The 23,156-nt window shown below is 57.2% G+C and carries 24 protein-coding genes and 1 riboswitch; of the genes, 6 read left to right on the top strand and 18 right to left on the bottom strand.

What is annotated here, in order from left to right; all coding sequences use genetic code 11:
* Positions 1 to 225 precede the first annotated feature (225 nt).
* The 11 genes from AC2FJZ_RS13640 to AC2FJZ_RS13590 form a co-directional block, all read right to left on the bottom strand.
* Complete coding sequence (locus AC2FJZ_RS13640) at positions 226 to 678, bottom strand: SRPBCC family protein (RefSeq protein WP_496673917.1); 453 nt, start codon at positions 676 to 678, stop codon at positions 226 to 228.
* A 107-nt stretch (positions 679 to 785) separates the two neighbouring features.
* Complete coding sequence (locus tag AC2FJZ_RS13635; protein ID WP_496778188.1) at positions 786 to 1,598, bottom strand: XdhC family protein; 813 nt, start codon at positions 1,596 to 1,598, stop codon at positions 786 to 788.
* A 13-nt stretch (positions 1,599 to 1,611) separates the two neighbouring features.
* Positions 1,612 to 2,799, bottom strand: a complete 1,188-nt coding sequence (locus tag AC2FJZ_RS13630) for a vWA domain-containing protein (RefSeq protein ID WP_496778204.1) — start codon at positions 2,797 to 2,799, stop codon at positions 1,612 to 1,614.
* Positions 2,799 to 3,665: an AAA family ATPase gene (locus AC2FJZ_RS13625; protein ID WP_496778186.1), complete on the bottom strand. Its 867-nt coding sequence runs from the start codon at positions 3,663 to 3,665 to the stop codon at positions 2,799 to 2,801. The genes AC2FJZ_RS13630 and AC2FJZ_RS13625 overlap by 1 nt, the downstream gene beginning before the upstream one ends.
* A gap of 104 nt (positions 3,666 to 3,769) precedes the next feature.
* Complete coding sequence (locus tag AC2FJZ_RS13620) at positions 3,770 to 6,187, bottom strand: aerobic carbon-monoxide dehydrogenase large subunit (protein ID WP_496673908.1); 2,418 nt, start codon at positions 6,185 to 6,187, stop codon at positions 3,770 to 3,772.
* Positions 6,184 to 6,678 (bottom strand): (2Fe-2S)-binding protein, encoded by a 495-nt coding sequence (locus AC2FJZ_RS13615; RefSeq protein WP_050605914.1) that lies wholly within the window; start codon positions 6,676 to 6,678, stop codon positions 6,184 to 6,186. The genes AC2FJZ_RS13620 and AC2FJZ_RS13615 overlap by 4 nt, the downstream gene beginning before the upstream one ends.
* 12 nt (positions 6,679 to 6,690) lie before the next feature.
* Positions 6,691 to 7,524 (bottom strand): FAD binding domain-containing protein, encoded by an 834-nt coding sequence (locus AC2FJZ_RS13610; RefSeq protein WP_496778184.1) that lies wholly within the window; start codon positions 7,522 to 7,524, stop codon positions 6,691 to 6,693.
* Between the two features lie 139 nt (positions 7,525 to 7,663).
* Positions 7,664 to 8,761, bottom strand: coding sequence for an MHYT domain-containing protein (locus AC2FJZ_RS13605; protein ID WP_496778182.1), 1,098 nt, complete (start codon positions 8,759 to 8,761; stop codon positions 7,664 to 7,666).
* A gap of 85 nt (positions 8,762 to 8,846) precedes the next feature.
* Complete coding sequence (locus AC2FJZ_RS13600) at positions 8,847 to 10,340, bottom strand: heme biosynthesis protein HemY (protein ID WP_496673899.1); 1,494 nt, start codon at positions 10,338 to 10,340, stop codon at positions 8,847 to 8,849.
* 10 nt (positions 10,341 to 10,350) lie between these two features.
* Positions 10,351 to 11,580 carry a COG4223 family protein gene (locus tag AC2FJZ_RS13595; protein ID WP_496778179.1) on the bottom strand — a complete coding sequence of 410 codons (1,230 nt, stop codon included), beginning with the start codon at positions 11,578 to 11,580 and terminating at the stop codon, positions 10,351 to 10,353.
* Positions 11,581 to 11,634: 54 nt separating this feature from the next.
* Positions 11,635 to 12,348, bottom strand: coding sequence for a uroporphyrinogen-III synthase (locus AC2FJZ_RS13590; protein ID WP_496778177.1), 714 nt, complete (start codon positions 12,346 to 12,348; stop codon positions 11,635 to 11,637).
* Positions 12,349 to 12,447: 99 nt separating this feature from the next.
* On the opposite strand from AC2FJZ_RS13590, the gene tsaD reads away from it, so the two are divergent.
* From tsaD to AC2FJZ_RS13565, 5 genes are all read left to right on the top strand, one after another.
* A complete protein-coding gene (gene tsaD / locus AC2FJZ_RS13585) occupies positions 12,448 to 13,545 on the top strand; it encodes a tRNA (adenosine(37)-N6)-threonylcarbamoyltransferase complex transferase subunit TsaD (RefSeq protein WP_496778175.1) in 1,098 nt (365 codons plus the stop codon).
* On the top strand, positions 13,542 to 14,504 hold the full coding sequence (locus AC2FJZ_RS13580; RefSeq protein WP_496778173.1) for an NAD(P)H-dependent glycerol-3-phosphate dehydrogenase: 963 nt from the start codon (positions 13,542 to 13,544) through the stop codon (positions 14,502 to 14,504). Before tsaD ends, AC2FJZ_RS13580 begins: the two co-directional genes overlap by 4 nt.
* 1 nt (position 14,505) lies before the next feature.
* Positions 14,506 to 14,775 (top strand): YciI family protein, encoded by a 270-nt coding sequence (locus AC2FJZ_RS13575; RefSeq protein WP_496670260.1) that lies wholly within the window; start codon positions 14,506 to 14,508, stop codon positions 14,773 to 14,775.
* On the top strand, positions 14,775 to 15,197 hold the full coding sequence (locus AC2FJZ_RS13570) for an EVE domain-containing protein (RefSeq protein WP_496778200.1): 423 nt from the start codon (positions 14,775 to 14,777) through the stop codon (positions 15,195 to 15,197). Before AC2FJZ_RS13575 ends, AC2FJZ_RS13570 begins: the two co-directional genes overlap by 1 nt.
* A gap of 159 nt (positions 15,198 to 15,356) precedes the next feature.
* Complete coding sequence (locus tag AC2FJZ_RS13565) at positions 15,357 to 16,532, top strand: hypothetical protein (protein ID WP_496778172.1); 1,176 nt, start codon at positions 15,357 to 15,359, stop codon at positions 16,530 to 16,532.
* Positions 16,533 to 16,751: 219 nt separating this feature from the next.
* Here AC2FJZ_RS13565 and AC2FJZ_RS13560 read toward each other — a convergent pair whose 3' ends face one another.
* The 4 genes from AC2FJZ_RS13560 to AC2FJZ_RS13545 form a co-directional block, all read right to left on the bottom strand.
* Complete coding sequence (locus AC2FJZ_RS13560; protein ID WP_496670256.1) at positions 16,752 to 17,093, bottom strand: DUF2853 family protein; 342 nt, start codon at positions 17,091 to 17,093, stop codon at positions 16,752 to 16,754.
* Between the two features lie 140 nt (positions 17,094 to 17,233).
* Positions 17,234 to 17,983 (bottom strand): extensin-like domain-containing protein, encoded by a 750-nt coding sequence (locus tag AC2FJZ_RS13555; RefSeq protein WP_496778171.1) that lies wholly within the window; start codon positions 17,981 to 17,983, stop codon positions 17,234 to 17,236.
* A 13-nt stretch (positions 17,984 to 17,996) separates the two neighbouring features.
* Positions 17,997 to 19,385 carry an adenosylhomocysteinase gene (gene ahcY, locus AC2FJZ_RS13550; RefSeq protein WP_496778169.1) on the bottom strand — a complete coding sequence of 463 codons (1,389 nt, stop codon included), beginning with the start codon at positions 19,383 to 19,385 and terminating at the stop codon, positions 17,997 to 17,999.
* A 104-nt stretch (positions 19,386 to 19,489) separates the two neighbouring features.
* Positions 19,490 to 19,804 (bottom strand): hypothetical protein, encoded by a 315-nt coding sequence (locus AC2FJZ_RS13545; protein ID WP_496670250.1) that lies wholly within the window; start codon positions 19,802 to 19,804, stop codon positions 19,490 to 19,492.
* A 206-nt stretch (positions 19,805 to 20,010) separates the two neighbouring features.
* Between AC2FJZ_RS13545 and AC2FJZ_RS13540 the strand changes: the two genes are divergently transcribed.
* Positions 20,011 to 20,604: an HD domain-containing protein gene (locus AC2FJZ_RS13540; RefSeq protein ID WP_496778167.1), complete on the top strand. Its 594-nt coding sequence runs from the start codon at positions 20,011 to 20,013 to the stop codon at positions 20,602 to 20,604.
* Between the two features lie 155 nt (positions 20,605 to 20,759).
* Here AC2FJZ_RS13540 and AC2FJZ_RS13535 read toward each other — a convergent pair whose 3' ends face one another.
* The 3 genes from AC2FJZ_RS13535 to AC2FJZ_RS13525 form a co-directional block, all read right to left on the bottom strand.
* Complete coding sequence (locus AC2FJZ_RS13535) at positions 20,760 to 21,440, bottom strand: energy-coupling factor ABC transporter permease (RefSeq protein WP_496778165.1); 681 nt, start codon at positions 21,438 to 21,440, stop codon at positions 20,760 to 20,762.
* A 52-nt stretch (positions 21,441 to 21,492) separates the two neighbouring features.
* Positions 21,493 to 21,634, bottom strand: a riboswitch (cobalamin riboswitch).
* Positions 21,635 to 21,804: 170 nt separating this feature from the next.
* A complete protein-coding gene (locus tag AC2FJZ_RS13530) occupies positions 21,805 to 22,359 on the bottom strand; it encodes an ActR/PrrA/RegA family redox response regulator transcription factor (RefSeq protein WP_050604676.1) in 555 nt (184 codons plus the stop codon).
* A gap of 81 nt (positions 22,360 to 22,440) precedes the next feature.
* Positions 22,441 to 23,067 (bottom strand): SCO family protein, encoded by a 627-nt coding sequence (locus tag AC2FJZ_RS13525; RefSeq protein ID WP_050604675.1) that lies wholly within the window; start codon positions 23,065 to 23,067, stop codon positions 22,441 to 22,443.
* Positions 23,068 to 23,156 lie beyond the last annotated feature (89 nt).

The following is a 23,156-nucleotide window of genomic DNA, read 5'->3' as shown; positions in this document are numbered from 1 at the left end:
GTTTTGCTGACGGGAGACCTGACGAGGGTGCCTGTAACGGGAGCGGAACCGGAGACACAGCTTCTCCTGGGCACCATATCCCATAGGCCAAAATGGTTTGACGGATATGACTTTTTCCTGACACCAACAGCCAGACACCCCGCCGGCCTCGTAAGCGGTTGCATCTGATCGCGTGCTTAAAGAAGCGAAGCGCCATCAATGAGCGCTTCTATCGAACCTCGTCAATCAGGCAACAGGTTGTTCCGAAACGATTTCTCCGAAGCGCGTGAAAAACTTGCCGGATAGTTTCTTGGCCGTGCCAGCGATCAGTCGACTGCCCAGCTGAGCGATCTTGCCGCCAACATCGACCTTGGCGGTGTAGGACAAAACCGTCTCGGTCCCCTCTTCGGTCAAGGTCACTTCTGCACCGCCCTTGGCAAATCCAGCCGCCCCACCCTTGCCTTCACCGGCCAGTGAGAACCCTTCCGGAGCATTCGCCGTATCCAGCGTAACTTCTCCGGCAAAACGCGCTTTGACGGGGCCGATTTTAAGAACCACCTTTGCCTCAAGCTCGGTTGGCGATTTCTGGGTCAGCTCTTCACAGCCAGGGATACAATCTTTCAAAATATCGGGATCATTAAGAGCACGATAGACCACGTCACGGGGCGCAGAGATGCGGATTTCGTCGGTCAGTTCCATTCAGTTTATCCTTTGATCAACAACATCTTGGGAATACGCGAAGTGCGACCTCTGCCGCCTCCTGCGCAGTGAGTTCCGGGCGCGCAGGTTTTCTGCGGCGCAAGCGTTCAAGCCAGCTTTTCATCATGAGAAACCTCCGTCGATTTGTCGCTGTTCCGCCACATCACGATCTCGGCCAGGATCGACAACGCGATTTCATGCGGGTCAATGGCATGAATATCCAACCCCGCCGGCGATTTCAGACGCGCGACTTTTGAGGGATCCATGCCTTGCGTAATCAGTTTTGCTGTAAGCGTTTCGGCTTTGCGGCGGCTGGCCACCATCGACACGCGCGCTGCCGAGGTTTCCAGCGCCGCGTTCAGTGCCGCCGCATCCTTGCGCCCCTGTGCCGCCACTACCACAAAATCCTGCGGTTCGACACCCAGCGCCTCAACCTGATCCGGATTGAATCGTATGTGATCACCGGCGACCTCAGCTCCGCTTTCGATAGCGGTACGGTACCCCGCCAGCGCCCCATGTGCTGCCAAGGCCGTGGCAATCAGCCCGTCACCAAAAATGACCAGCCGTGGCGCGTGTCTATAGGGTTCTACCAAAAGATCGACAGTGCCACCGGAGGGGCAACCGCTTTTGAAGGTTTGCACACCGTCCGGGTCCGTCATGTTCACCACCTTTTCCGAAGGTTTGACACGGATCATCTGCGGCGCCCCGCTAACCAACGCCTGCTGTGCCGACATTCGCACCGCGCGTTGCACACAAGCCCCCCCAAGATGACCCAGGATCTGACCGTCCCGCGTGATGACCGCTTTGCCGCCAGCCTTGGCCGAAGTTGCATCCGCCGTGCGCAACACCGTCGCCACACAGAAGGCTTCGCCGGTTCCGCGAAGCTGCTCTATTGTGTCAAAAATATCGAAATTCGCCATTGTTAGACTCCTTTCATAACTTTCGGAACTGCGGCTCCAATGCCGCCAAAGCGTCGAGAGTATTCGCGGGCAAATGGGCGTCCAGATAAGGTTCCGCCGCCCGCATCGCCGCCGCGATGGGCTGATAATCCTTCCAGCCTTTCAGTGGGTTCAGCCACACGATCCGCCGCGCCTTGCGCTTGATCCGTGCCAGCACATCACCAAGCGCCTGTGGGTTGGAACTGCAATACCCATCCGAGAGGATCAGAACCACCGTCCGCCCATTGAGCGCCCGCGCACCATAACCCGAAAGAAATCGATCAAGACTGCCAGAAATATCGGTGCCGCCACCAAATCCTTCGGCCATCAATGACAAGCGTCCCGCCGCACGCAGTGTATCATGATCCCGCAGGGCATCGGTTACGCGCATCAGTCGCGTATGAAACAGATAGGCATCGGCTTCGGTCCCGCTGCCGATCAGCCCTTTCAAAAAGGCCAGGAACACACGGGAATACACGGTCATCGAACCGCTCACATCGCACAACGCAACAATTCTCATTGGACGCGGGGGGCGCGCGCGGCGATACAAATCCAACGGCTCGCCACCGCGTGCCAGGCTGGCCCGTTGTATTCGGCGCATGTCCAATGCGGGACCTCGCAACGCTTTTTTACGGCGACGTGACCGACGATCTCGCATGGCGCGTGCCAAAGCCAATGCAGCCGTTTCGGCTTGTTTTAAAGCCTCTTCGTCCATCAATTCACGCAAATCCCGGCGCGACAGGTTGGCCGTTCGGGTCGCGATCAGCTTCCCATCCATCCCCTCGGCCGCCCCATCACCCGGATCCGGAGTGGTGGCGTTCCCGGTATCACTCTGCGAGGTGCCTGTTCCCTGATCTTGGTTCTGCCAGATCATGGGCTTCGCAGATTGCACCTGAACATGGGCATTTTGCGCAACGCCCGCACGCTGTTTTCCTGCGTTGAACCAGTACGCGTCGAACAACTCATCAAATCGCCGCCATTCCTCGGCATCCCCGGTCAAAACCGCGCACAACGCCTGACGCGCCCGCTCGGCATCCGTCGCCTTCACTGCTGACAAGGCCACCAACGCATCCCCAGTTTCCTTTGGCCCGACCCGCAGCCCGTTCATGCGCAAATGCTCGACGAACCCCGACATGCGATCTGCCAGCCCCGCAGCCCGAGAGGGAAAGTGCGTTACTCTCATCACGCGACCTTTCCGATTAGCCGGTCCATGACCTCGGGCGGGGCCGCGTCATAATCGGCAGCAGTCTTCAGCAAGCAAACCAGAGTGGACTGAACCTCATCGCGGGATTTGGCGAGGTCATTGACCCCCAAGCCAGACAGTGCAGCCGCCCAGTCGAGCATTTCTGCAATGCCCGGTGTTTTCTCAAGGTCTTCGCTCCGCAGCGCCTGGACGACGCCGATAATCTGACGGGCCAAAACACCCTCAACCTCAGGTATCCGCGCCCTCAAGATCGCCATCTCTGTTTCCTTCGATGGATAATCAAGGAAACTGTAAAGGCACCGCCTGCGCAGCGCATCCGACAAATCCCGCGTCCCGTTGGCAGTCAGGATTACGATGGGCCTCACCTGCGCTTTTACGGTTCCCAGTTCCGGGATGGTGATCTGAAAGTCAGAGAGGATTTCCAGCAAATACGCCTCGAACTCCTCATCCGCACGATCAATCTCATCAATCAATAAAACCGGTGGATTTTCTTCAGATATAGCTTCTAACAAAGGTCTTTTGAGCAAATATTCATCTGAAAAAAGCTGAGTTTCATCGGTTCCTCCCCGCGCCTCACTCGCACGGATCGCCAGCAACTGCCGCTGGTAATTCCACTCATAGATCGCGTGGCTGGCGTCCAACCCTTCGTAACACTGCAGCCGGATCAAACGCGTGTCCATCCACCCCGCCATGGCTTTGGCGACCTCGGTCTTGCCAACACCGGCCGGACCTTCCAGCAACAAGGGCCGCCCCAAGGTCTGTGCCAGATGCAGCGCCATAGACAAACGATCATCGGCGACATAGCCCTGCGCGGCCAATTCGTTCTGTACGTCCTTCAGAGTCAAAACCAGGATCCAATCTTCATCTGGCCAAAAATATCTCGGGGGAGGTTCGGAGGGAGCAGAGCCCCCTCCGTTTGGTCGGACCGGCAAAGCCGGTTCGAAACAGGTTACCCGTGCATCCCCAACCCATTGGCGATCTTCCAAATCCGCCAATGATCATGCGGCATGTGGCTTTGCACCAAGCCAAAGGGCCGGAACGCATCATGCACCGCGTTCGAGAACGCAGGTACGCCGCCAACATTCGGACTTTCCCCAACCCCCTTTGCACCAATCGGATGGTGCGGAGACGGCGTCACCGTAAAGTCGGTGATATAGTTCGGCGTCTCCCACGCGGTCGGCAGGAAGAAGTCCATCAGCGTGCCTGTCTTCACATTACCCATCTCATCATAGGCAATTTCCTGACCCATCGCGATGGCAAGCGCTTCGGTTACACCACCATGGACCTGCCCGTCGATGATCATCGGGTTGATCCGGGTGCCGCAATCGTCCAGTGCGTAGAACTTCCGAACCTCCCATTCGCCGGTATCCACGTCGATTTCCATGACGCAGATATAGGCCCCAAACGGATAGGTCATGTTCGGCGGATCATAATAGCTGACGGCCTCCAGACCCGGTTCCAACCCGGGAATGGCCTGATTATAGGCTGCAAAGGCGATCTCCTTCATCGTCTTGAACCGCTCGGGTGCGCCTTTTACAGCGAACCTGTCCACGTCCCATTCAACGTCGTTATCATGGACCTCCAGCAAATAGGCCGCGATCATCTGCGCCTTGGCGCGGATTTTGCGTGCGGCCATAGCGGTCGCCGCACCAGCCACAGGCGTTGACCGGGACCCATAGGTGCCCAAACCGTAGGGCGCGGTGTCGGTGTCGCCTTCCTCCAGCGTGATGTCATCAGCAGGCAGGCCAATCTCGGTGGCGATGATCTGGGCAAAGGTCGTGGCATGGCCCTGACCCTGACTGATCGTCCCCAGTCGCGCGATGGCAGATCCCGTCGGGTGAATGCGGATTTCGCAACTGTCAAACATGCCAAGCCCGAGGATATCGCAATTCTTGACTGGCCCTGCCCCGACGATCTCGGTGAAATGCGTCAGACCAATCCCCAGCAGCTTGCGGGTTTTGCCAGCCTTGAAGTCCTCGAGCCGCTGCGCCTGTTCGGCCCGCAGCTCTTCATAGTTCACGGCCTTCAGTGCCTTGTCCCAAGCGGTGTGATAATCGCCTGAATCGTATTCCCAGCCCAGCGCGGACTGGTACGGGAACTGATCGGCCTTGATGAAATTGATCCGGCGCAGCTCGGCCGCGTCCATGTTCAGTTTGATGGCCAAAACCTCGATCATCCGTTCGATGAAATAGGCGGCCTCTGTCACGCGGAAGGAACAACGGTAGGCCACCCCACCCGGAGCCTTGTTTGTGTAGACACCATCAACAGCCAGATAAGCGGTGGGGATGTCATAGGACCCGGTGCAGATGTTCATGAACCCAGCTGGAAACTTGGTCGGGTCGGCACAGGCGTCGAACCCACCATGATCGGCAGTTGTGTGACACCACAGTCCGGTGATCTTGCCGTCTTTGGTGGCTGCGATCTTGCCCTGCATCCAGTAATCGCGGGCAAAGGCGGTGGACATCAGGTTCTCCATCCGATCCTCAACCCATTTTACCGGCTTGCCGGTCACAATCGAGGCCACGACCGAGCAGACATAGCCTGCATAAGCCCCAACCTTGTTGCCGAATCCACCGCCAATATCAGGGCTAATCACGCGGATATTGTGCTCGGCCAGACCCGAGATCAGCGACACAACAGTTCGGATCGCATGAGGGGCCTGAAACGTGCCGTAAAGCGTCAGCTTGCCTGTCACCTTGTCCATCGAAGCCACGCAGCCGCAGGTCTCCAGCGGGCACGGGTGGGTGCGATGGTAATACACCATCTCTTCAGCGACCACGTCGGCTTCGGCCAGAATGGCCTCAGTCGCTTCCTTGTCGCCCTGTTCCCAGGTGAAAATATGATTGTGATGCTTGCGGGGACCATGCGCGCCTTCGGTCTGACCTTCGAGATCTTCGCGCAGCACCACGTCGGATTTCAGCGCCTCGAACGGGTCAGTGATGACGGGCAGCTCTTCGTATTCAACCTCGACTAGTTCCACAGCATCCGCTGCGATATAACGGTCTTCGGCCACGACATAAGCTACCTCCTGGCCTTGGAACAGCACCTTGCCATCCGCCAGCACCATCTGCTTGTCACCGGCCAAAGTCGGCATCCAGTGCAATCCCAGCGGGGCCAGATCCTCAGCGGTCAGAACGGCGACTACTCCGGGTACGGCCAAGGCCGCCTCTTTGTTTACACTGACAACGCGGGCATGTGCGTAGGGGGAGCGCACAAAGTCGCCAAACAGCATCCCATCCAGCTTGATGTCATCAACGTAGTTGCCCTTGCCCTGGGTAAAGCGCACGTCTTCGACGCGTTTACGGGCGCAGCCCATACCTTTGAGATTGGCGGCGCGTTCTTCGGGGGTCAGAGTCTGATCGTTCATTCCGCAGCCTCCTTCTGAGCGTTCATCATGTCAGCCGAGGCCGAGATGGCTTTGACGATGTTCTGGTATCCGGTGCAGCGGCACAAGTTCCCGGCCATCCCGAAACGGATTTCTTCTTCGGTCGGGTTCGGGTTTTCCTGCAACAGGCGATGCGCGCGGGTGATCATACCCGGCGTGCAGAAACCGCATTGCAGCCCGTGATGTTCGCGGAACATCTCTTGCAGCACACCAAGGCTGCCATCGTCATTGGTCAACCCTTCGACGGTTGTGATATCGGCCCCATTCACCTGCGCCACGAAGGTCGTGCAGGATTTGACGGACTTGCCATCGATATCCACGGTGCAAGCGCCACAATGGCTGGTTTCGCATCCGATATGAGGACCCGTGATTTTCAGATCTTCCCGCAGGAAGTGGATCAGCAAAGTGCGCGGCTCGGCCAGACCTTCGACCTGTTTGCCGTTCACGGTGAGTTTGACGTGCATTTTCGACATGATGTCCTCCCCTCAACCCGCGCGGTTCTGTGCGCGGTCGATGGCGCGGCGCAACATTACGGCGGCCACGTGTTTCTTGAATTCGACGGGTCCGCGATTGTCAGCAACCGGATCGATCGCATCGAGCATTGCGGCCACGCAACCTGCAACGTCCCCACCAGCCAGTGCATAGCTCGCGTCTTCGGACCAAATGGGCGTGTCGGCCAGATTGGTCATTGCGACCGAAGCAGTGCCGTTGCCGACCATCACCGCGGCGGCTGCAGTGGCGTAGTCGCCAATCTTGCGCTTTTGCTTTTCATAAGCCTGGCCAATTCCCGCGCCCGGCTTTGGAATAGAAATCCGTGTCAGGATTTCCTCCTCCTCGCGGGCTGTGAAATATGCCGCCTCGTAGAATTCCCGCGCTGCTACGCTGCGATTGCCGTCCGGCCCCGACAGTTCGAAGGTGGCATTCAGGCATTGCATCAGCCCCGGCATGTCATTGCCCGGATCACCATTTGCCACATTGCCGCCAACAGTACCCACGTAGCGCACCTGAGGATCAGCGATTTGCAGCGCGGCTTCGCGGATCAGAGGAATTGCCGAGGCCAGCCCGTCATGCGTGATCAACTCGTGCTGCGTCACCATCGCGCCCAAAGTCACGGTGTCTGAATCGATCTCGATCCCCTTGAGTTCCTCGATAGCCTGAAGATCAACCAGATGACTCATGTCAGTCATGCGCAGTTTCATCATGGGGATCAGGCTGTGACCGCCCGCAATCACGCGGGCCTCGTCTCCGTGTTCCTGTAGAATGCCAATGGCCGAGGCGATATCGCCTGGCCGGTGATACTCAAAACCGGCTGGTATCATGTTTTTCCTCCCTGGGTCCGAGCGGTATGCCTTGGGGGACCTGGGGGAAGGAAAGAGCGGTGGATCTACCCGATCCAGTTAAGGAAAACGGGGCGCGCAGCTTGTTTCACGAAATGCGAATGGGCGGCACGAGTTGCGATCAAAGGCCCAGCGCCTCTCGAATGTCCGTTAGACGGGATCGGCTGACCGGCACTTTGGTCAGCGCATCCACACCATCGAAGTAACAGGTGCCGTTGTCCTTGTGTCGCTCGAAACTCGAGACATGTTTGGGATTCACCAGATAGCTGCGATGCGCCCGCAAGAACCCTTCGGGATGCAGTCGCGTTTCCGCATCGGTGATCGACCATGGGCAGAACAGTTTCTCTGCACCCATATAAAGGACGGTGTAATGCCCCTCGGCCCGAATGGCGGCAATCCGGGAAGGTTCAGCAAAGAACGTTTGGCCTTCACGCTCAAACGGGACACCGGCGCGCATCTGCGTTGGTTCGGGCATGGGTTCTGGGGCAGCGGCAGCGGGCTCGGCCTCGGGAGTTGGTTCAATGAACGTGATACCGGTCAGCAAGAAGGCGCCACAGATCAGGAAGACGGATACGGTCACCCCCATCGCCAACACTTGATTGTCCAGCGCAGGGCCCGCACCACCTGGGCTTTCACTTGCAACAAAATCGGTCAAGCCCGTGGCAACAAAATGCATGGTAAACACTGCCAGCCCGAAACAAACCGTGCCCAGAAGTATGTTGCGTTGGGTTCGGTTGCCATAAGCGACCCAAATAGCGGCCACGGACAATATCACCGATGCCAAAGTGGACAGAACAACGTCGAACACATTGTACACAGGACGACACAGCTGCATTCCCGCCATGCCGACATAATGCATCACGACGATACCCAGCCCCACAATCACCCCGGACCCAATCATCGTTTGCACCGATCGGGGTCTGAAATGCAGCAGCAAAAGCGCCAACCCAACCATTAGGATCGCAACCAGCGCCGACATGAGTGTGATCAAGGCATCGTAATAAAACAGGATTGGCAGTTGCAGACCCAGCATCGCCACAAAATGCATCGACCAGATGCCACCGCCGAGAACGACAGCGGCCAAGGCCACCACTAGCTTGCGCCGCTGACTGTCCAGCTTTGATGCGCCATGCGTCAGGTACAGACCGGTGAACCCGGCCATCAGGGCCACGGCAAGCGATGCCGCCACCAACCAGGCGTTATGCGAGTAGTCCAGCATTTCGGTTTGAGCGCCCTCCCCGACGTGAAGGCGACGTTAGCAAACGGATTCGGCTGGGACAATTCACAGTTGGATTTTGCAGGCCTCAGGCCTGCTTTTGAGCCTCGGCCTCTTCCGCAACCTCAACAGCATCCGCTGTCACTTCGACCACGTCTTCTTCTTCCGCAGGCTCCACAACCTCGGGCACTTCTGATTGATCCTCAAGCGCACCTACGATCAAAGGCAGCATGTGTACGCCAGTTGCGCTTGCGATCTCGGGCGTTTGAGGCGTCTGCCAGATGAGCGTATCGAAACTGCCGCAATTCAGACAGACCGGCCCCCATTCAGGTTGGATATCATGGCAATTGGTGCATACCCATTGCGGACCGCGCGGCGCATTCAACGCTTTGGCCAGCCAGCCCTGCACAACAGCGTCCGAGGCACCCTCACCCCGTTCAATCGCAGCCATCAACGTATAAGCCCGCGCATCACCCTGTTTTTCGACCACATCCCCCAGCGCGCGGCGGGCTTCGGGGAAGTCTTCAGCCACAATGTTCAATTCGGCCAGAATCAAACGGGTTTCCATATTCTCAGGGTGAATACGGGTCAGCGCGGTGAACCGTTTGATCCGCTGGTCCGGGGTCTCATCCGGCGCAATCTCAGCGAAAGCGTGGGCAAGGTCAGGATGCGGTTGCGCCTCCCATGCCTTTTTCAGGATCTTTGTCGCCAGCCGGGGTTTGCCTTTGGCAATATACGCACGGGCCGCCATGGCCGCGGCAGGTACCAGATCAGGCGACAGACGATTGGCTTCGATCGCGTGTTCTTGTTGTTCCAGGCTCGCGTCTTCATCCAGAATGACCTTTGCTTCGGACAGTGCCAGAACCGCATCACGACGCTTGAACACGTCGCGCGGCAGATACCCCGCTTTCAACTTAGAGGTCAGTGTCGATCGTGCCCCGGCCCAATCCTGCGCCTTGGTCTGAAGGTTCAAAAGAACGTCTTGCGTTTCTTCATGGCGCGGTTTGATCGCCAGCGCTTTTTCGGCCAGCTTGCGGGCGGTTTCGTCATCACCTTCAGCCAGTTTCTGCTTCATGATCCCGCGCACGCCGACAAAACGAGTCGCGTTGTTGGTCACGAGTTTCTTGTAAGTGTCAGCTGCTTTCTTGGTGTCCCCTGTCATCTCAGCGGCTTGCGCCACCAGCAGATTGGTCAGATCCGGCTTGTTCAGCAACTTCTCGGCCTTGTTGGCTTTGGTCATCGCTGCGCGCCCTTCACCCGAAGCCAATGCCATCAGACCATCTGCCAGCGCCTGATACCCGCGCTGTTCGCGACTGCGGTCGAAATACCGCGACAGGGCCGTTTCATCGCCATTGAGGAATTTCAACGTGGCGACCAGCAGGCTGAGCAACTTGAAGAACAGCCAGACCGCAAACACCAGTACACCCAGCGTAATCACGGACTGCAATGGCCCAAGCGTAAATTCCGTGCCTGCGACGGTGATCTGCACCCCGCCGCTGGTCTGCATCAGGAAGTGACCGCCCAGCGCCAGCAGGCCGATAATCGCAACAAAAACAAGGATCTTAAACAGTGACCACAGCATGGCAGGTCCTTCAGTTCGAGTTCAGGCTGGAAGCCAATGAGTTCGCCGCATCGACGGCAGAGACCCGTGTCTGGGCCGCCTGCTCCCAATCGGCCATCGCGGTCTGCGCCGCTTCGGGAAGTGATTTCAGTTCGTTCAGCGCCTTGGATAGATCTCCATCCGCCAGCGCAGACTGCGCGCGTGACAGGACAGCGTCAGGCCCATCCCCATCTTGAGGCGTGACCGAACGTGCACCCGTTTGCCTTTGCAGGAACGCGATCAGGCCCGTGCCCTTATCCGCATCGCGCGCGTTCGCCAGCGCAGTCCGGGCTGCAGGGTCAAAAGACGCCCGCAAAGAAGACAAGGTTTCCACGCCTTTTTCCGCCGGCCCAGTCAAAGCATCCGGCACATCTACGCCGCCCGCTTTCAGTTCAGCAACCAGTTCGGAAAAGGGTTGGCCCGCGTCCAACTGCCCACGCAGACGAGACAAAACCGCGGCGTTTGTCGCAGCTTGCGCGTCGGCGGATGCTTTCGCCTCAAGAGCCTGCGCATCCGACACCATCTTTTCAACCTCAGCCCGTTGCGCGGCTAGCGAGTCTTGAAGCTTTTTTAGTTCAGCCTCAAATGCGGCGGTGGCTTCAGGTGACGTATTGGATTCAATTGGGGCTTTCTCAAGTGCTGCGATCCGATCCGACAATGGCGAGACTTGACCAGACAGCGTCTCAATCGAGGACTTGACCGCGTTCAGGTCACCTTCGACCGGGGTCAGTTTGTCCGACAGCGCTTTGATCTGATCCGTCAAGCCAGAGGTATCCGGGCTGTTAGTCAGCGCTTGTGAGAGCTTGGCGATTTGATCCGACTGATCCGCCAGTTTCGATTCCAGCGCGGCCAGGGCTTCCGAGTTGTCCGTTCCACCCGGCAACAGCCCGCCATTGCCCAGCGCAAACCCAACAGCGGCCGCAATGGCACCACCCAGCAAAGCGTGCACAAAGCCACCGCGTTTTTCCACCACACGCTCAACAGTCTTGTCTTCGACCGGAACGGTCTCTTCCGTTGGCGCTTCGGCTTCGGCTTCGGCTTCGGCTTCGGCTTCGGCTTCGGCTTCGGCTTCGGCTTCGGCTTCGGCTTCGGCTTCGGAAAGGTCCTCTGCTACAGGTTCACTTTGGTCAACAGGTGTATCGTCCTGCTGCAATTCGGATTCAACAACGTCCGCCTTGGGGTCTTCCACCGGCTTTTCATCGGATTTCTTCTTACCAGCCACCGCAATATTCCCCTTATCGAATCCAAATTCAGATGAATAACAGCCCAGGTTAAGTTAATCGGGGACCTCGCCGCCCTCAACCCGCAACACATGTTTCACAAGCTTTTTAACAGCCTTACGCATTTTCTTGGGTGTCGGCTCTTTTGCGATCTTCAGGCGCGCATAGTCCAAGGAATAAAGGGGTTCAGCCGTCGCCTGACTGATAGCAGCCAACCAAAGCGGTGCTGAGCCCGACCAGATATCGGCAAAATGTCGCGCCGTTCGCGGTGAAAAAAGCGGGGCGATTACCGGCAAATCTCCGTTTGCGGCTTGGGTTGCCTCGGATGTTAGCGGCAACAGAAGCTGTTGATAAACCGGCTGTTCCCGTACCGTCAGGCCGGATTCGGTCAGGCGACCAGCGATGTTGCCCCGCGTATGCTCACCCCGCAAATGCAACAATGGGCTTTGGGGCCGATGCTTAAGCAGATGCGCTACAAGTTCTTCAGCTGTGGTCCCTGCCATCTCAGCCTGCCAGCCATATCCTTTGGCCGTCCCGGTCGTCGCGGGGCCGACACAATAAGCAGGCAAAGTGCGGTCGATACCCTTTGAAGCCGCCGCATTCACCGCATTGGCCGAGGTGAAAATCAAACCCTGCACCCTGTCTGTATCAACCACAGCAGGCAGTGGCCGGATTTCGAGAATCGGGGAATAGATGACCTGAACCCGAGATCTGAGGCGGGTTGGCAACTGCGTGACAAACCGTTTTGAGGCTGCACGCGGGCGGGTCATCAACAAATACAACGTTTGGCGCCTTGGCCCTTGAGGATTGTTTGCATCCGCGCAGGGTGATACCCCGCCGTTATTAACATGATGCAACGGATCAGGGTGATGGTGCAAACACTTACCGTGCTGGGATTGGAAAGCAGTTGTGATGACACGGCTGCTGCCGTTGTGCGCCAAACCGAAGGTGCGGGTGCTGAAATCCTGTCGTCGGTGGTGCATGGTCAAACCGATCTGCACAGCGCCTATGGTGGTGTTGTGCCCGAAATCGCCGCGCGGGCACATGCGGAAAAACTGGACACCTGCGTTATCCAAGCGCTGGAGGCCGCCCACCTTGAACTGCGCGATATCGACGCCATTGCCGTCACCGCAGGTCCGGGACTGATCGGCGGTGTGCTGTCCGGTGTCATGTGCGCCAAGGGGCTGAGCGCCGCTACCGGCCTGCCACTGATTGGCGTCAATCACCTTGCAGGTCACGCGCTGACACCGCGCCTGACCGACGGGATCAGCTTTCCCTACCTGATGCTTCTGGTGTCGGGCGGGCACTGTCAGTACCTGATCGCCCACGGGCCAGAACGATTCACCCGCCTTGGTGGCACCATCGACGATGCGCCCGGAGAAGCCTTCGACAAAACCGCGCGCCTGCTGGGCCTGCGGCAACCCGGCGGCCCGTCGGTTGAAGCCGAGGCTCGTGCAGGTGATCCCAAACGCTTTCGCTTTCCACGGCCGCTGCTGGACAGGCCCGGCTGCGATCTGTCCTTCTCGGGACTGAAAACAGCCTTGATGCGAATGCGCGATCAGATCGTTGCCGAAAAGGGCGGCCTGACCCGTCAGGACCGCGCGGATCTGTGTGCCGGGTTCCAACAGGCGATTGTGGACACTTTGGCCGAGAAAACCCGACGCGCAATTGACCTGTATCTGGACCTCAACCCCTCTGTTCCCGTCATCGCTGTTGCCGGAGGAGTCGCTGCAAATTCGGCTATTCGTTCCGCATTAGAGACTGTTTGTGCTGAAAAAGATACGCAGTTTACTGCTCCCCCGCTACCACTGTGCACGGACAACGCTGCCATGATCGCCTATGCGGGGCTCGAGCGATTTCGCAACGGCGCTCGCGACGGGCTGGACCTGACGGCACGTCCCCGTTGGCCACTGGATCAGCGCAGCCCGGCAATGCTGGGCAGCGGCAAGAAAGGAGCCAAGGCATGAGCATTTCTGTCCTGGGTTCTGGCGCATTCGGAACCGCACTGGCGATCTCATTGGCTGGCAACGGGCCGGTAACACTGTGGGCGCGGGACGCGGATCAGGCGCGACAAATGCAAAAGACGCGAAGAAACGAGGCTCGCCTGACCGGTGTAACCTTGCCGCCAAACATTACCGCCACAGCGGACATCCAAGAAGCGTGCACCGCAGATACGCTTCTTCTGGCTGTGCCCATGCAGAAACTACGGCAGGCTTTGACAGATCATGCGCCCTTGCTGGAGGGCAAAACACTGGTTGCCTGCTGCAAGGGGATCGAATTGACCTCGGGCCTCGGTCCGATTGCGGTGATTGCAAGCGTTGTGCCGACTGCCAATGTCGCGCTGCTGACAGGGCCCAGCTTTGCAGACGACATCGCACGCGGCCTGCCAACTGCACTGACTCTGGCCTGCGCAGATGCCCAGATCGGCAAGGTGCTGCAAGCCGAGCTGACAACGACAAATCTCCGCCTCTATCGCACGACCGACACGGTTGGGGCCGAGTTGGGCGGGGCGTTGAAGAACGTCATGGCCATCGCATGTGGCGCTACGATGGGCGCCGGTTTGGGTGACAGTGCACGGGCGGCTTTGCTGACGCGCGGATTCGTCGAGATGCAGCGTTTCGCCGTAGCACGTGGTGCCCGCCCGGATACTCTGATGGGTCTTTCTGGGCTGGGCGATCTGGTGCTGACCTGCTCATCCGACCTGTCCCGAAATTACCGTTTTGGCCTGAGTTTGGGTCTAAACCAGAGTTTTGACAGCCGAACGACGGTTGAAGGTGTCGCAACTGCCCGCGCCATGTCGGACATCGCCACCAAAGAAGGGTTGGACATGCCCATAAGTACGACAGTGGCGGATCTGAGCCGCGGTGCATACAGTGTGTCCGAGGCCATTCAAACCCTGCTCAATCGCCCCCTAAAGGAGGAATAACATGCTGATCGCTCTCATTGCCAAAGACAAACCCGGCGCCCTGCAAACCCGGCTGGACAACCGTACTGCCCATCTGGGCTATATCGAAGAAACCGGTATCGTGGCGCAGGCAGGTCCCTTGCTGGATGGCGATGCCATGATCGGTTCGTTGATCATACTGGACGTCGAAGATTCGGCCACTGCACAAAAATGGGCCGACAACGACCCTTATGCCAAGGCAGGGTTGTTCCAGTCGGTTGAGTTGATTCCATGGAAAAAGGTGATCGGCTGATGGCGTATTGGCTGTTCAAATCAGAACCTTCAACCTGGAGCTGGGGTCAGCAAACCGCCAAAGGGGACGCAGGCGAAGAATGGGACGGCGTGCGAAACTATCAGGCGCGCAACTTCATGCGTCAGATGGCAGTGGGTGATTGGGGTTTCTTCTACCATTCGCAAAAAGACAAATCGGTGGTGGGCATCGTCGAGGTTTGCGCCGAAGCCCATCCTGACAGCACCACCGATGATGAGCGATGGGAATGCGTGGATATCAAGGCGGTGCGGCCCTTTGCCAAACCGGTGACGTTGGACCAGATCAAAGCGGACGAGCGTCTGGCCGAGATGGTGTTGGTCAAGAACTCGCGCTTGTCGGTGCAGCCCGTGACTGAAGACGAATGGAAGGTGATTTGCGCCCTGGGCGACACGCAGCCTGATTGACCTGCGCAGCTGTGTCAGGCGTAAAACTTCTCAAACGTCTGGCAAAATGTTATATTTCCTTGGGCTTCGCCGGGTGGGGGCGTGTCATCTGCGGATAATTCAAACGCAGACGCTTGGTGGTGTTCGATTTAGATTCGGTTTCTTTGAAAGTGTGACCCCATGTCTGACGATGAAGGCGGCAATGGGATAATAGAAGACGCCATTGCTGCGACGCACTCGAAAACCTGGGAAACGCGCCTGAAAGAGGCGCGCGAAAAGCGTGCCGGTGTGCTTGCTGAAGCAAAGCCCGATGCGCGTGAACCACCGCGCTTGAAACCGGCTGAGACCGATCTGCTTCCTCCGGCAGACGAGGCAGAGATCGATGAGATCGTGTCTGAACGCGTGCGTTCGCTTAACTTGGATGAGCCACGCAGCAAACGAACCTCACGTTCCCGGGTCGTGGCTGTCGTGGCAGCTTTGTTTTGTGGGGCTTTCTTGCATTGGGTTGCAACACAGGTGTTCGCTACCTGGCAGGCCACATCCGAACCTTCCGTGGCACAAACGAAAGGCTCCGTCGGTCCAACCGAAACGAATGATGTCGTTTTGCCTGAAATTGCGTCCGCTGCCTTACTGCCAAAAGGCCCTACTGAATCTGAGCCGAAAGACCCGGCCCCAAAGACGCTGCTCGAGACAAAGACCAAGGCTCTTGCCGACGATACCGAAGATCCGCCAGATAAAGAGATTGCAGTATCCTTCACCCCGCCCGTGGTATTCTTGCCGGTGTCTCTTGCTCCGGTTTCAGAGGATTTTACCCCGCAAATTACGCAGGTGTCACTTTCAACCTCTGTTGCGCCACAGATTCTCAATCCCAATCACTTGAAAGAAAAAGATTTTTCAAACAAGACCCATGTGGTGTTCGACCCCCTGCCTCATGAAATCACAGTGTCGGCAACCCCACCTTATACTGAGGTTAAGCCACTGATATCGCAGAAGTCTTTTATAGACCTGGACGTGTCCCTGTTCGTGCCAGGCAGGGTCTCGGAGGACGTTAGCAATCGGGTGCTTGAACTATTGACCCGGAGCCAGGCGAACGTGGTTGCGACGGCACGTGTAGGGTATCGGGTCAGAGAAACTCAGGTCCGCTTTTATCACCCCGATGACGCTGAGAATGCCAGCCTTGCGGCCCAAGCGCTTGGTGGTGTTGCGCGGGATTTCACAGCATCGGGCAGCAAAACCCGCCCGGGTCGGATCGAGGTGTACCTTGCTGGTTCAGGCGGAGGTGCAAACCGTACTGCGCAGCAACAGCCAACCGGCATTGAAACCTTCATAGAACGCCTGCTGAACGAGTTTAGATAACGAATGAGGGAAGGCTCTGACGATGCAGAACCTTCCCTACCCCCGCGTGCTCCCTACTCACCACACGCGTATGGAAATGTCTGGTTCTGACCGTCCTGGTCACAGTTTGAACTTAGCCTGACCGCAGTCGGTGATTCAAACATCAAGTGCTTAAATTGCAATTCAAATACGAAGCGCCCGCCGTTGGATCGACGGGCGCTGCATCAATTCACCAAACAATTAACCGTAGACGGCTTCTTTACCGAAGTGCTTGGTCAGCATGTAATAGACCACAGCCCGGTATTTGTTACGTTCGGACATGCCATAGGTTTCCATGGCTTTGTTGATCCCCTCCATCAGTTCCGGACCATCGACAAGGCCCAGCTTCTTGATCAGGAAGTTGTTCTTGACGGTTTCCAGTTCGGACTCCTGGCTGGCTGCAACAGTTGCCGCATCTGCGTCATAGATCGCCGGACCGCAACCGATCGTGACCTTGGTCAACAGGTCCACATCGGGGTCCATCCCACACTTGTCCTTCAGGTCTTCTGCGTATTTGGCGATCAACTCGTCGCGCTTGCCCATGTCCCAATCTCCTTAATGCGTTAATCCGGTCCTTTTCACCGATGGCCGGAAGACTAGCCGCGCCCGAGTGTTTTCCAAAAGGAAAAAAAACTGCAATTCCTCCCCCCTAGTCAGAACCAGGCAGAAACGGGCGGATGTGTCTATCGGCAATACCCCCAACCGGGGCCTTGCAGGTGGAAGTGATCGGCGTGCAAACGGTTGAAATCAGGGCCAAGAACCACACGAAACCAATCGCAGGCACCATACCAGATCTGTCGCAGAAACGCGGCCTCTGGGTCGTTGCCCTGCCAGTCAACCAGCAAGGTAAGCGTCCGACCGTCAGTGGTATCCAGCCCAACGATATCAATCGAGTCTGCGCGGGCGTGGCTGCTCCACCCACTGTTTTCGCCTTGCGCAGTGCGCATGCGACGGCAATTGTAACTGCCAATGTGGCGTATTCGGGCAATTTCAGCCCCAAGATGATCCCGCGCGGCGGGTTGCACCACGTGGTTTTCCCACATGGCCAGACGCAAGGTGGTGGCGCAGCTTGTTTCAACAGGCTGCAACCGCGCCGTGACCAGCTGCGACAGCAAACCCCGCCCGCTGACGCCGCAGTTCTGATCGACGATCAGATCCTCCATCGCCGAGAAAAGAACACCGGCCTCTGCCAAGGCAGCCCGGCACTGCCCCTCATCCGCCAGTGCGCGCTTCAACTGCCACTTTGTGACCGGCGTCACCGGTGCGCTGATTTCCAGATCGCGCAACGGATTCCAATGAATAGGCACTGGCGTCTTGGGATGTGCCAACAGCCACCATCCTCCTCCGCCCAGCAGGATCGCCACGACCGCCAGCCTGAAAATGAAAGACGCCGCCGAATACAGAAATCGGCGGCGTCCAGAGGTCTGCGTCATCGTATTACAGCGCTTAGTAGCGGTAATGTTCCGGCTTGTACGGACCTTCCGGCTTCACACCGATATAAGCGGCCTGATCCGCATCCATCTGGGTCAGCTTTACACCGATGCGATCCAGATGCAGTCGGGCCACTTTTTCATCCAGATGCTTGGGCAGGATATAGACGTCGTTTTCGTACTGATCACCCTTGGTGAACAGCTCGATTTGCGCCAGAACCTGGTTGGTGAACGAAGCCGACATCACGAACGAGGGGTGCCCGGTGGCGTTGCCGAGGTTCAGCAGACGGCCTTCGGACAGCAGGATGATGCGGTTGCCCGAGGGCAGTTCGATCATGTCCACCTGTTCCTTGATGTTGGTCCATTTGTGGTTTTTCAGGCTGGCGACCTGGATTTCATTGTCAAAGTGACCAATGTTGCCGACGATGGCCATGTCCTTCATCGCACGCATGTGCTCGATGCGGATCACGTCCTTGTTGCCGGTCGTAGTGATGAAGATATCCGCGTTGGCGACTTCGTCTTCCAGCAGGGTCACTTCAAAACCGTCCATCGCGGCTTGCAGCGCGCAGATCGGATCAACTTCGGTGACTTTCACACGGGCACCCGCGCCGCGCAGCGAAGCGGCCGAACCTTTGCCCACATCGCCGTAACCGCAAACCACGGCAACCTTACCGGCCATCATGGTGTCGGTGGCGCGGCGGATACCATCGACCAGCGATTCCTTACAGCCGTATTTGTTGTCGAATTTCGACTTGGTGACGCTGTCGTTCACGTTGATCGCCGGGAAGGGCAGTTGACCGTCCTTAACCAGCTGATACAGGCGGTTCACGCCAGTAGTTGTTTCCTCGGACACGCCCTGAATCTGGTCACGCATCTTGGTGAACCAGCCCGGAGACGCGGCCATACGCTTGGCGATCTGCTTTTTGATCACCTCTTCTTCTTCCGACCCGGGTACAGGGATAATGTCTTCGCCCGCTTCCGCGCGGGCACCCAGCAGGATGTACAGCGTCGCGTCGCCGCCATCATCCAGGATCATGTTTGGCCCGTCTGCGAACAGGAAGGATTTGTCCAGATAATCCCAATGCTCTTCCAGCGTCTGGCCTTTGATGGCGAAGACAGGAATGCCAGCCTCGGCAATTGCTGCCGCCGCGTGGTCCTGGGTCGAGAAGATGTTGCACGATGCCCAGCGCACATCCGCGCCCAGCGCAACCAGCGTTTCGATCAGAACAGCTGTCTGGATTGTCATGTGCAGCGATCCAACGATGCGTGCACCAGACAAAGGCTTGCTTTCGCCGTATTCCGCACGCAGGGACATCAGGCCCGGCATTTCGGTTTCAGCAATATCCAATTCCTTGCGACCGAACCCGGCCAGTGAAATGTCCTTAACGATATAGTCCCCGGCCATCAGGCGCTCCATTTTTCCGGTTAAACTCAGTCCCGGCTGCCACTAGCATTCCTTGGGGCAGGTGGCAATGTCGATGACTTCAGATCGAAGGGTATAGGCCGCTGTCAGCTTGGGGTGCCTTCAATTTTTACTTTTGGTATCGCTTCGAAAAAATCTGTGCCGACGGCAACAATACAACTAATGCCGTTCGCATTGGTGACCAGTACGGTATAACTTCCGGTTTCTTTTGAGGTCCAGACCTCCATCACCGAATGCGCGCCGCGCGTTTTTTGCAGACCGCCAAAGGCCAATTCCTCGGCGTAGTTTTCCTGCAATTTGGCGATAATATCGTCGCGCTCTGCGCAATTCTTGGCAAAGGCGGGCGGGGCTGTAGCAGCCATACCAAAGGTCAATGCAAGGGCGAACAAACGTTTGAACATGACAAACTCCTTTCATTTCGCGTTTCGCTTGTGAGAGGAGCACACCGGGAGAAGCATGTGCCCCCCTCGGTTTTTATGTCGGGATCGGATGATGTTGTTTCAAAGCACGAATGCTCAAGAAAACGTTGGCAGCAAGTGATCCTGACAGGTAGATCATACCATAAAATTACGATTTTAATGTGTTCGACTTCACAAGGCATGGCAAAATGGCAACACAACCCCGAGCATGGCAGAGGATGCTGTCAGGCCGCAGGCTGGACCTGTTGGACCCAACCCCGGTCGATATCGAGATCGAAGATATCGCGCATGGGCTGGCCTTTGTGGCCCGCTGGAACGGGCAGACAAACGGTGAATTCGCCTATTCCGTAGCCGAACATTCTCTGCTGGTTGAAGAGATTTTTGGCCGCATCGCCCCCAAAGCCCCCGCTAAATGGCGATTGGCAGCCCTGTTACATGACGCACCGGAATATGTGATCGGCGATATGATCTCACCCGTCAAATCCGCTGTAGGCCCGGACTATGGCGCTCTGGATGACCGGTTGGCGGCGGCGATCCATATCCGCTTCGGGTTGCCTGCTGAAGTGCCGAAGACGATCAAACGACAGATCAAGAAAGCCGACAAGATCAGCGCCTGGATGGAGGCCACCCAAATCGCGGGATTCTCTGAGCCAGAGGCGACCAAGTTCTTCGGTCGCCCGGATAAGGCGGTGATGGAGGGGTTGAGGATTACGCTGCGTACGCCGGTCAAGGTGCGAGAGGCGTATATGGAACGACATGCGGCGTTGATAGCTTTTCTATAGAAAACCAATTTCAACCAATGTCCGGATTGCACCCAAGCTACCGAGATGATGCGGGGTAACGATTGACTGTGTTGACGATGTTGCGAGGTGATTTCATCAATACCGTCTAGGGTGATCTGTGGCACGAAGAGCACCACAGATCGTCAATTTCACGCCTAAGTGGCTGCGTTATGCAAACGGTTGGTGAACACGCCTTTGTCGGTCAGATCACGCAAGCTTTTCGCACCCGCCAGAGCTGCCAGATCGGCCAACGGTTCGATCAGAATGACTAGCAGATACGCCACGCCAAAGCTGGTTACAGCCGTAAGGTTCTCGCTGCCGAAGCCTTGACCGTAAATCGCCCAGAAAGCCACCCAAGCCACAACACCACCCTGATAGACCGCTGACATCTTTAGTACGTCCAAGTACCGCAGATCGACATATGCAGTCGTCGATGGAATAACTTTCTTTGCCAGCGCGTCCACTGCAAAGAGCGGGAACAGCAGAGTGGAGATGTTCACAAAATACATTGGCAAATCAGTTGGGGCGAAAAGAAAACCCTGGATCGCCAAACCGCCTGCAAGACCGAGGGCCGCAGGCCCGGAACCAAGCAGCAAAAACAGTGTCGTACCAAGGATTATGTGCACTTCGGAGATTCCAACAGCGAAGTGTGGCAAGATTTCAAAGAAGATGAACACCCCAAAAGCGGCAATGACAGACCGAACGCCAAATGAGACGGCGGAGTGGGTTTGGAGATCATCATTGATCACTTTCAAGGAATAGCCCGCAGCGGCAGCAGCCGTCCCATAGGCGAGGGCCATTTTCGCGCCGTCAACGACGCCAGGTTCGATATGCATAGTAGAGTTCCTTTCGCGTCCACCCGACGCAGAAAAAGGGCCAGAGAATTCCGGCGGTTGCGTAAAGATGGTTGGTATCCTGACTCGTAGCCTTGAAAACTATGACTACTTACAGTTGCGGGGGCAGTCCGGGCTTTTACCCGGTTCCCAATTAAGACCTCCTCTCGAAGGTCACCATCGTCGCTACACTACACAAGCTAAGGTTCGGAGCAAGGCTTGATTGCGGCGCTTAGGCATTTGCCAGCGGCAGATGAAGCGGAAATTAGGTTGGTGAATATGAAAATCCGCTTTGCCCCGCAAAGCAGACTTAATCCGTGACCTCAGAGCAGAATCTTGGTTCAGATTGAAACCAATTCGCCACTCGTCACCGCGGGCTTCGCTTCGCCAAAATACGCTGCAAAGTCCGGCGATGCATGTTCAGCCGGCGTGCGGTCTCCGACACGTTCCGGTCACACAGTTCGTAGACCCGCTGAATATGCTCCCAGCGCACGCGATCCGCACTCATGGGGTTTTCCGGCGGTGGCGGCAGTTCGTCGCCCTTGGCCAGCAGCGCATTGGTGATGTCGGTGGCATCGGCGGGTTTGGACAGATAATCGGTTGCACCGATCTTGACGGCCGCTACGGCAGTGGCAATCGCGCCATATCCGGTCAGAACAACAACCCGGCTGTCGGGGCGCTTTTCCCGCAGCACTTCGACAACATCCAACCCGTTGCCGTCTTCCAGCCGCAAATCCACAACCGCGTAAGCGGGCGGGCGGGCGGTAGAAATGGCGCGGCCTGCGGCAACGGAACCGGCGGTTTCAACTTCGAATCCGCGCTTTTCCATCGCCTTGGCCAGACGTCTCAGAAACGGCTCGTCATCATCTACCAAAAGCAGGGACTTGTCAGGGCCGATATCAAGCTGAGAACTGTCTGCCATATGTTAGGTCTTTCCGTTATTTCATGCCTTTGGCTTGGGTATGAGTAATAGCAGCGCAGGAACAAAGGTCAAACAACCTTGTCACGATGCGGCCTGATCAAGAAAGCACCCAACCTTGTCCGCCATCTGCTCGGCCGTGTCATCGCGCTTGAAAAACTCAAGAAAACCGTGCTCGGGCGTAACCAGATAGGTGAAGGTGGAATGATCGACCAAATAAAACTCGTCGCTTTTGTCATGGGCCTTGTAATAGGTCTTGTAGGCTTTGCTGGCTGCTTTCACCTGCTCGGGTGAGCCGGTCAGCGCGATGGTTTTGCCGCCGAGGTTGAATGCATAGTCGGCCATCACTTCGGGCGTGTCGCGATCCGGATCAATTGAGATGAACAGCGGCGTCACCGATTGCCCGCGTTCAGCCAGAATATCGACGGCCTCGGCGTTGCGCGACATGTCGAAAGGGCAGACATCGGGGCAGAACGTATAACCGAAATAAACCAGCGTCGGTTCAGTGATCACGTCTGCGTCAGTGACCGTCTCACCCTTGCCATTGACCAGCTCAAAGGGTCCGCCGATTGTTGCGGTTCCTCCGGCGATCTGGCTGGACCGGCACTGCGCGAACTGATCGCCAGAGCCGCCACCACGCGTCAGAAGCCACATGGCCCCAAGGCCAATTACCAGTACAACAGCTGCAAGAATTGCGTATAGACGGGTCATTTCAGTTTTCCGGTCGCAAGGGGGTTGTTGATCGCTTCGGCCGGGACACCTATCAAGATGATCAGCCTTTGCAACAGGACATAAAGAAC

The sequence above is a fragment of the Ruegeria sp. CDSA079 genome (genome assembly GCF_059612245.1).
The sequence above is the reverse complement of the archived record's forward strand: the minus strand, read 5'-3'. Positions and strand labels throughout refer to the sequence as shown.

What these genes read in the sequence shown, in the direction of transcription:
- AC2FJZ_RS13545 (WP_496670250.1), bottom strand. Translation starts at nt 19,804, where the DNA reads ATGTTCAAACGTTTGTTCGCCCTTGCATTGACCTTTGGTATGGCTGCT.
- AC2FJZ_RS13565 (WP_496778172.1), top strand. Translation starts at nt 15,357, where the DNA reads ATGTCTGACGATGAAGGCGGCAATGGGATAATAGAAGACGCCATTGCT.
- AC2FJZ_RS13640 (WP_496673917.1), bottom strand. Translation starts at nt 678, where the DNA reads ATGGAACTGACCGACGAAATCCGCATCTCTGCGCCCCGTGACGTGGTC.
- AC2FJZ_RS13610 (WP_496778184.1), bottom strand. Translation starts at nt 7,524, where the DNA reads ATGATACCAGCCGGTTTTGAGTATCACCGGCCAGGCGATATCGCCTCG.
- AC2FJZ_RS13560 (WP_496670256.1), bottom strand. Translation starts at nt 17,093, where the DNA reads ATGGGCAAGCGCGACGAGTTGATCGCCAAATACGCAGAAGACCTGAAG.
- AC2FJZ_RS13615 (WP_050605914.1), bottom strand. Translation starts at nt 6,678, where the DNA reads ATGTCGAAAATGCACGTCAAACTCACCGTGAACGGCAAACAGGTCGAA.
- AC2FJZ_RS13575 (WP_496670260.1), top strand. Translation starts at nt 14,506, where the DNA reads ATGCTGATCGCTCTCATTGCCAAAGACAAACCCGGCGCCCTGCAAACC.
- AC2FJZ_RS13605 (WP_496778182.1), bottom strand. Translation starts at nt 8,761, where the DNA reads ATGCTGGACTACTCGCATAACGCCTGGTTGGTGGCGGCATCGCTTGCC.
- AC2FJZ_RS13570 (WP_496778200.1), top strand. Translation starts at nt 14,775, where the DNA reads ATGGCGTATTGGCTGTTCAAATCAGAACCTTCAACCTGGAGCTGGGGT.
- AC2FJZ_RS13630 (WP_496778204.1), bottom strand. Translation starts at nt 2,799, where the DNA reads ATGAGAGTAACGCACTTTCCCTCTCGGGCTGCGGGGCTGGCAGATCGC.
- AC2FJZ_RS13530 (WP_050604676.1), bottom strand. Translation starts at nt 22,359, where the DNA reads ATGGCAGACAGTTCTCAGCTTGATATCGGCCCTGACAAGTCCCTGCTT.
- AC2FJZ_RS13535 (WP_496778165.1), bottom strand. Translation starts at nt 21,440, where the DNA reads ATGCATATCGAACCTGGCGTCGTTGACGGCGCGAAAATGGCCCTCGCC.
- AC2FJZ_RS13590 (WP_496778177.1), bottom strand. Translation starts at nt 12,348, where the DNA reads ATGACCCGCCCGCGTGCAGCCTCAAAACGGTTTGTCACGCAGTTGCCA.
- tsaD (WP_496778175.1), top strand. Translation starts at nt 12,448, where the DNA reads ATGGTGCAAACACTTACCGTGCTGGGATTGGAAAGCAGTTGTGATGAC.
- AC2FJZ_RS13600 (WP_496673899.1), bottom strand. Translation starts at nt 10,340, where the DNA reads ATGCTGTGGTCACTGTTTAAGATCCTTGTTTTTGTTGCGATTATCGGC.
- AC2FJZ_RS13555 (WP_496778171.1), bottom strand. Translation starts at nt 17,983, where the DNA reads ATGACGCAGACCTCTGGACGCCGCCGATTTCTGTATTCGGCGGCGTCT.
- AC2FJZ_RS13620 (WP_496673908.1), bottom strand. Translation starts at nt 6,187, where the DNA reads ATGAACGATCAGACTCTGACCCCCGAAGAACGCGCCGCCAATCTCAAA.
- ahcY (WP_496778169.1), bottom strand. Translation starts at nt 19,385, where the DNA reads ATGGCCGGGGACTATATCGTTAAGGACATTTCACTGGCCGGGTTCGGT.
- AC2FJZ_RS13525 (WP_050604675.1), bottom strand. Translation starts at nt 23,067, where the DNA reads ATGACCCGTCTATACGCAATTCTTGCAGCTGTTGTACTGGTAATTGGC.
- AC2FJZ_RS13540 (WP_496778167.1), top strand. Translation starts at nt 20,011, where the DNA reads ATGGCAACACAACCCCGAGCATGGCAGAGGATGCTGTCAGGCCGCAGG.
- AC2FJZ_RS13580 (WP_496778173.1), top strand. Translation starts at nt 13,542, where the DNA reads ATGAGCATTTCTGTCCTGGGTTCTGGCGCATTCGGAACCGCACTGGCG.
- AC2FJZ_RS13635 (WP_496778188.1), bottom strand. Translation starts at nt 1,598, where the DNA reads ATGGCGAATTTCGATATTTTTGACACAATAGAGCAGCTTCGCGGAACC.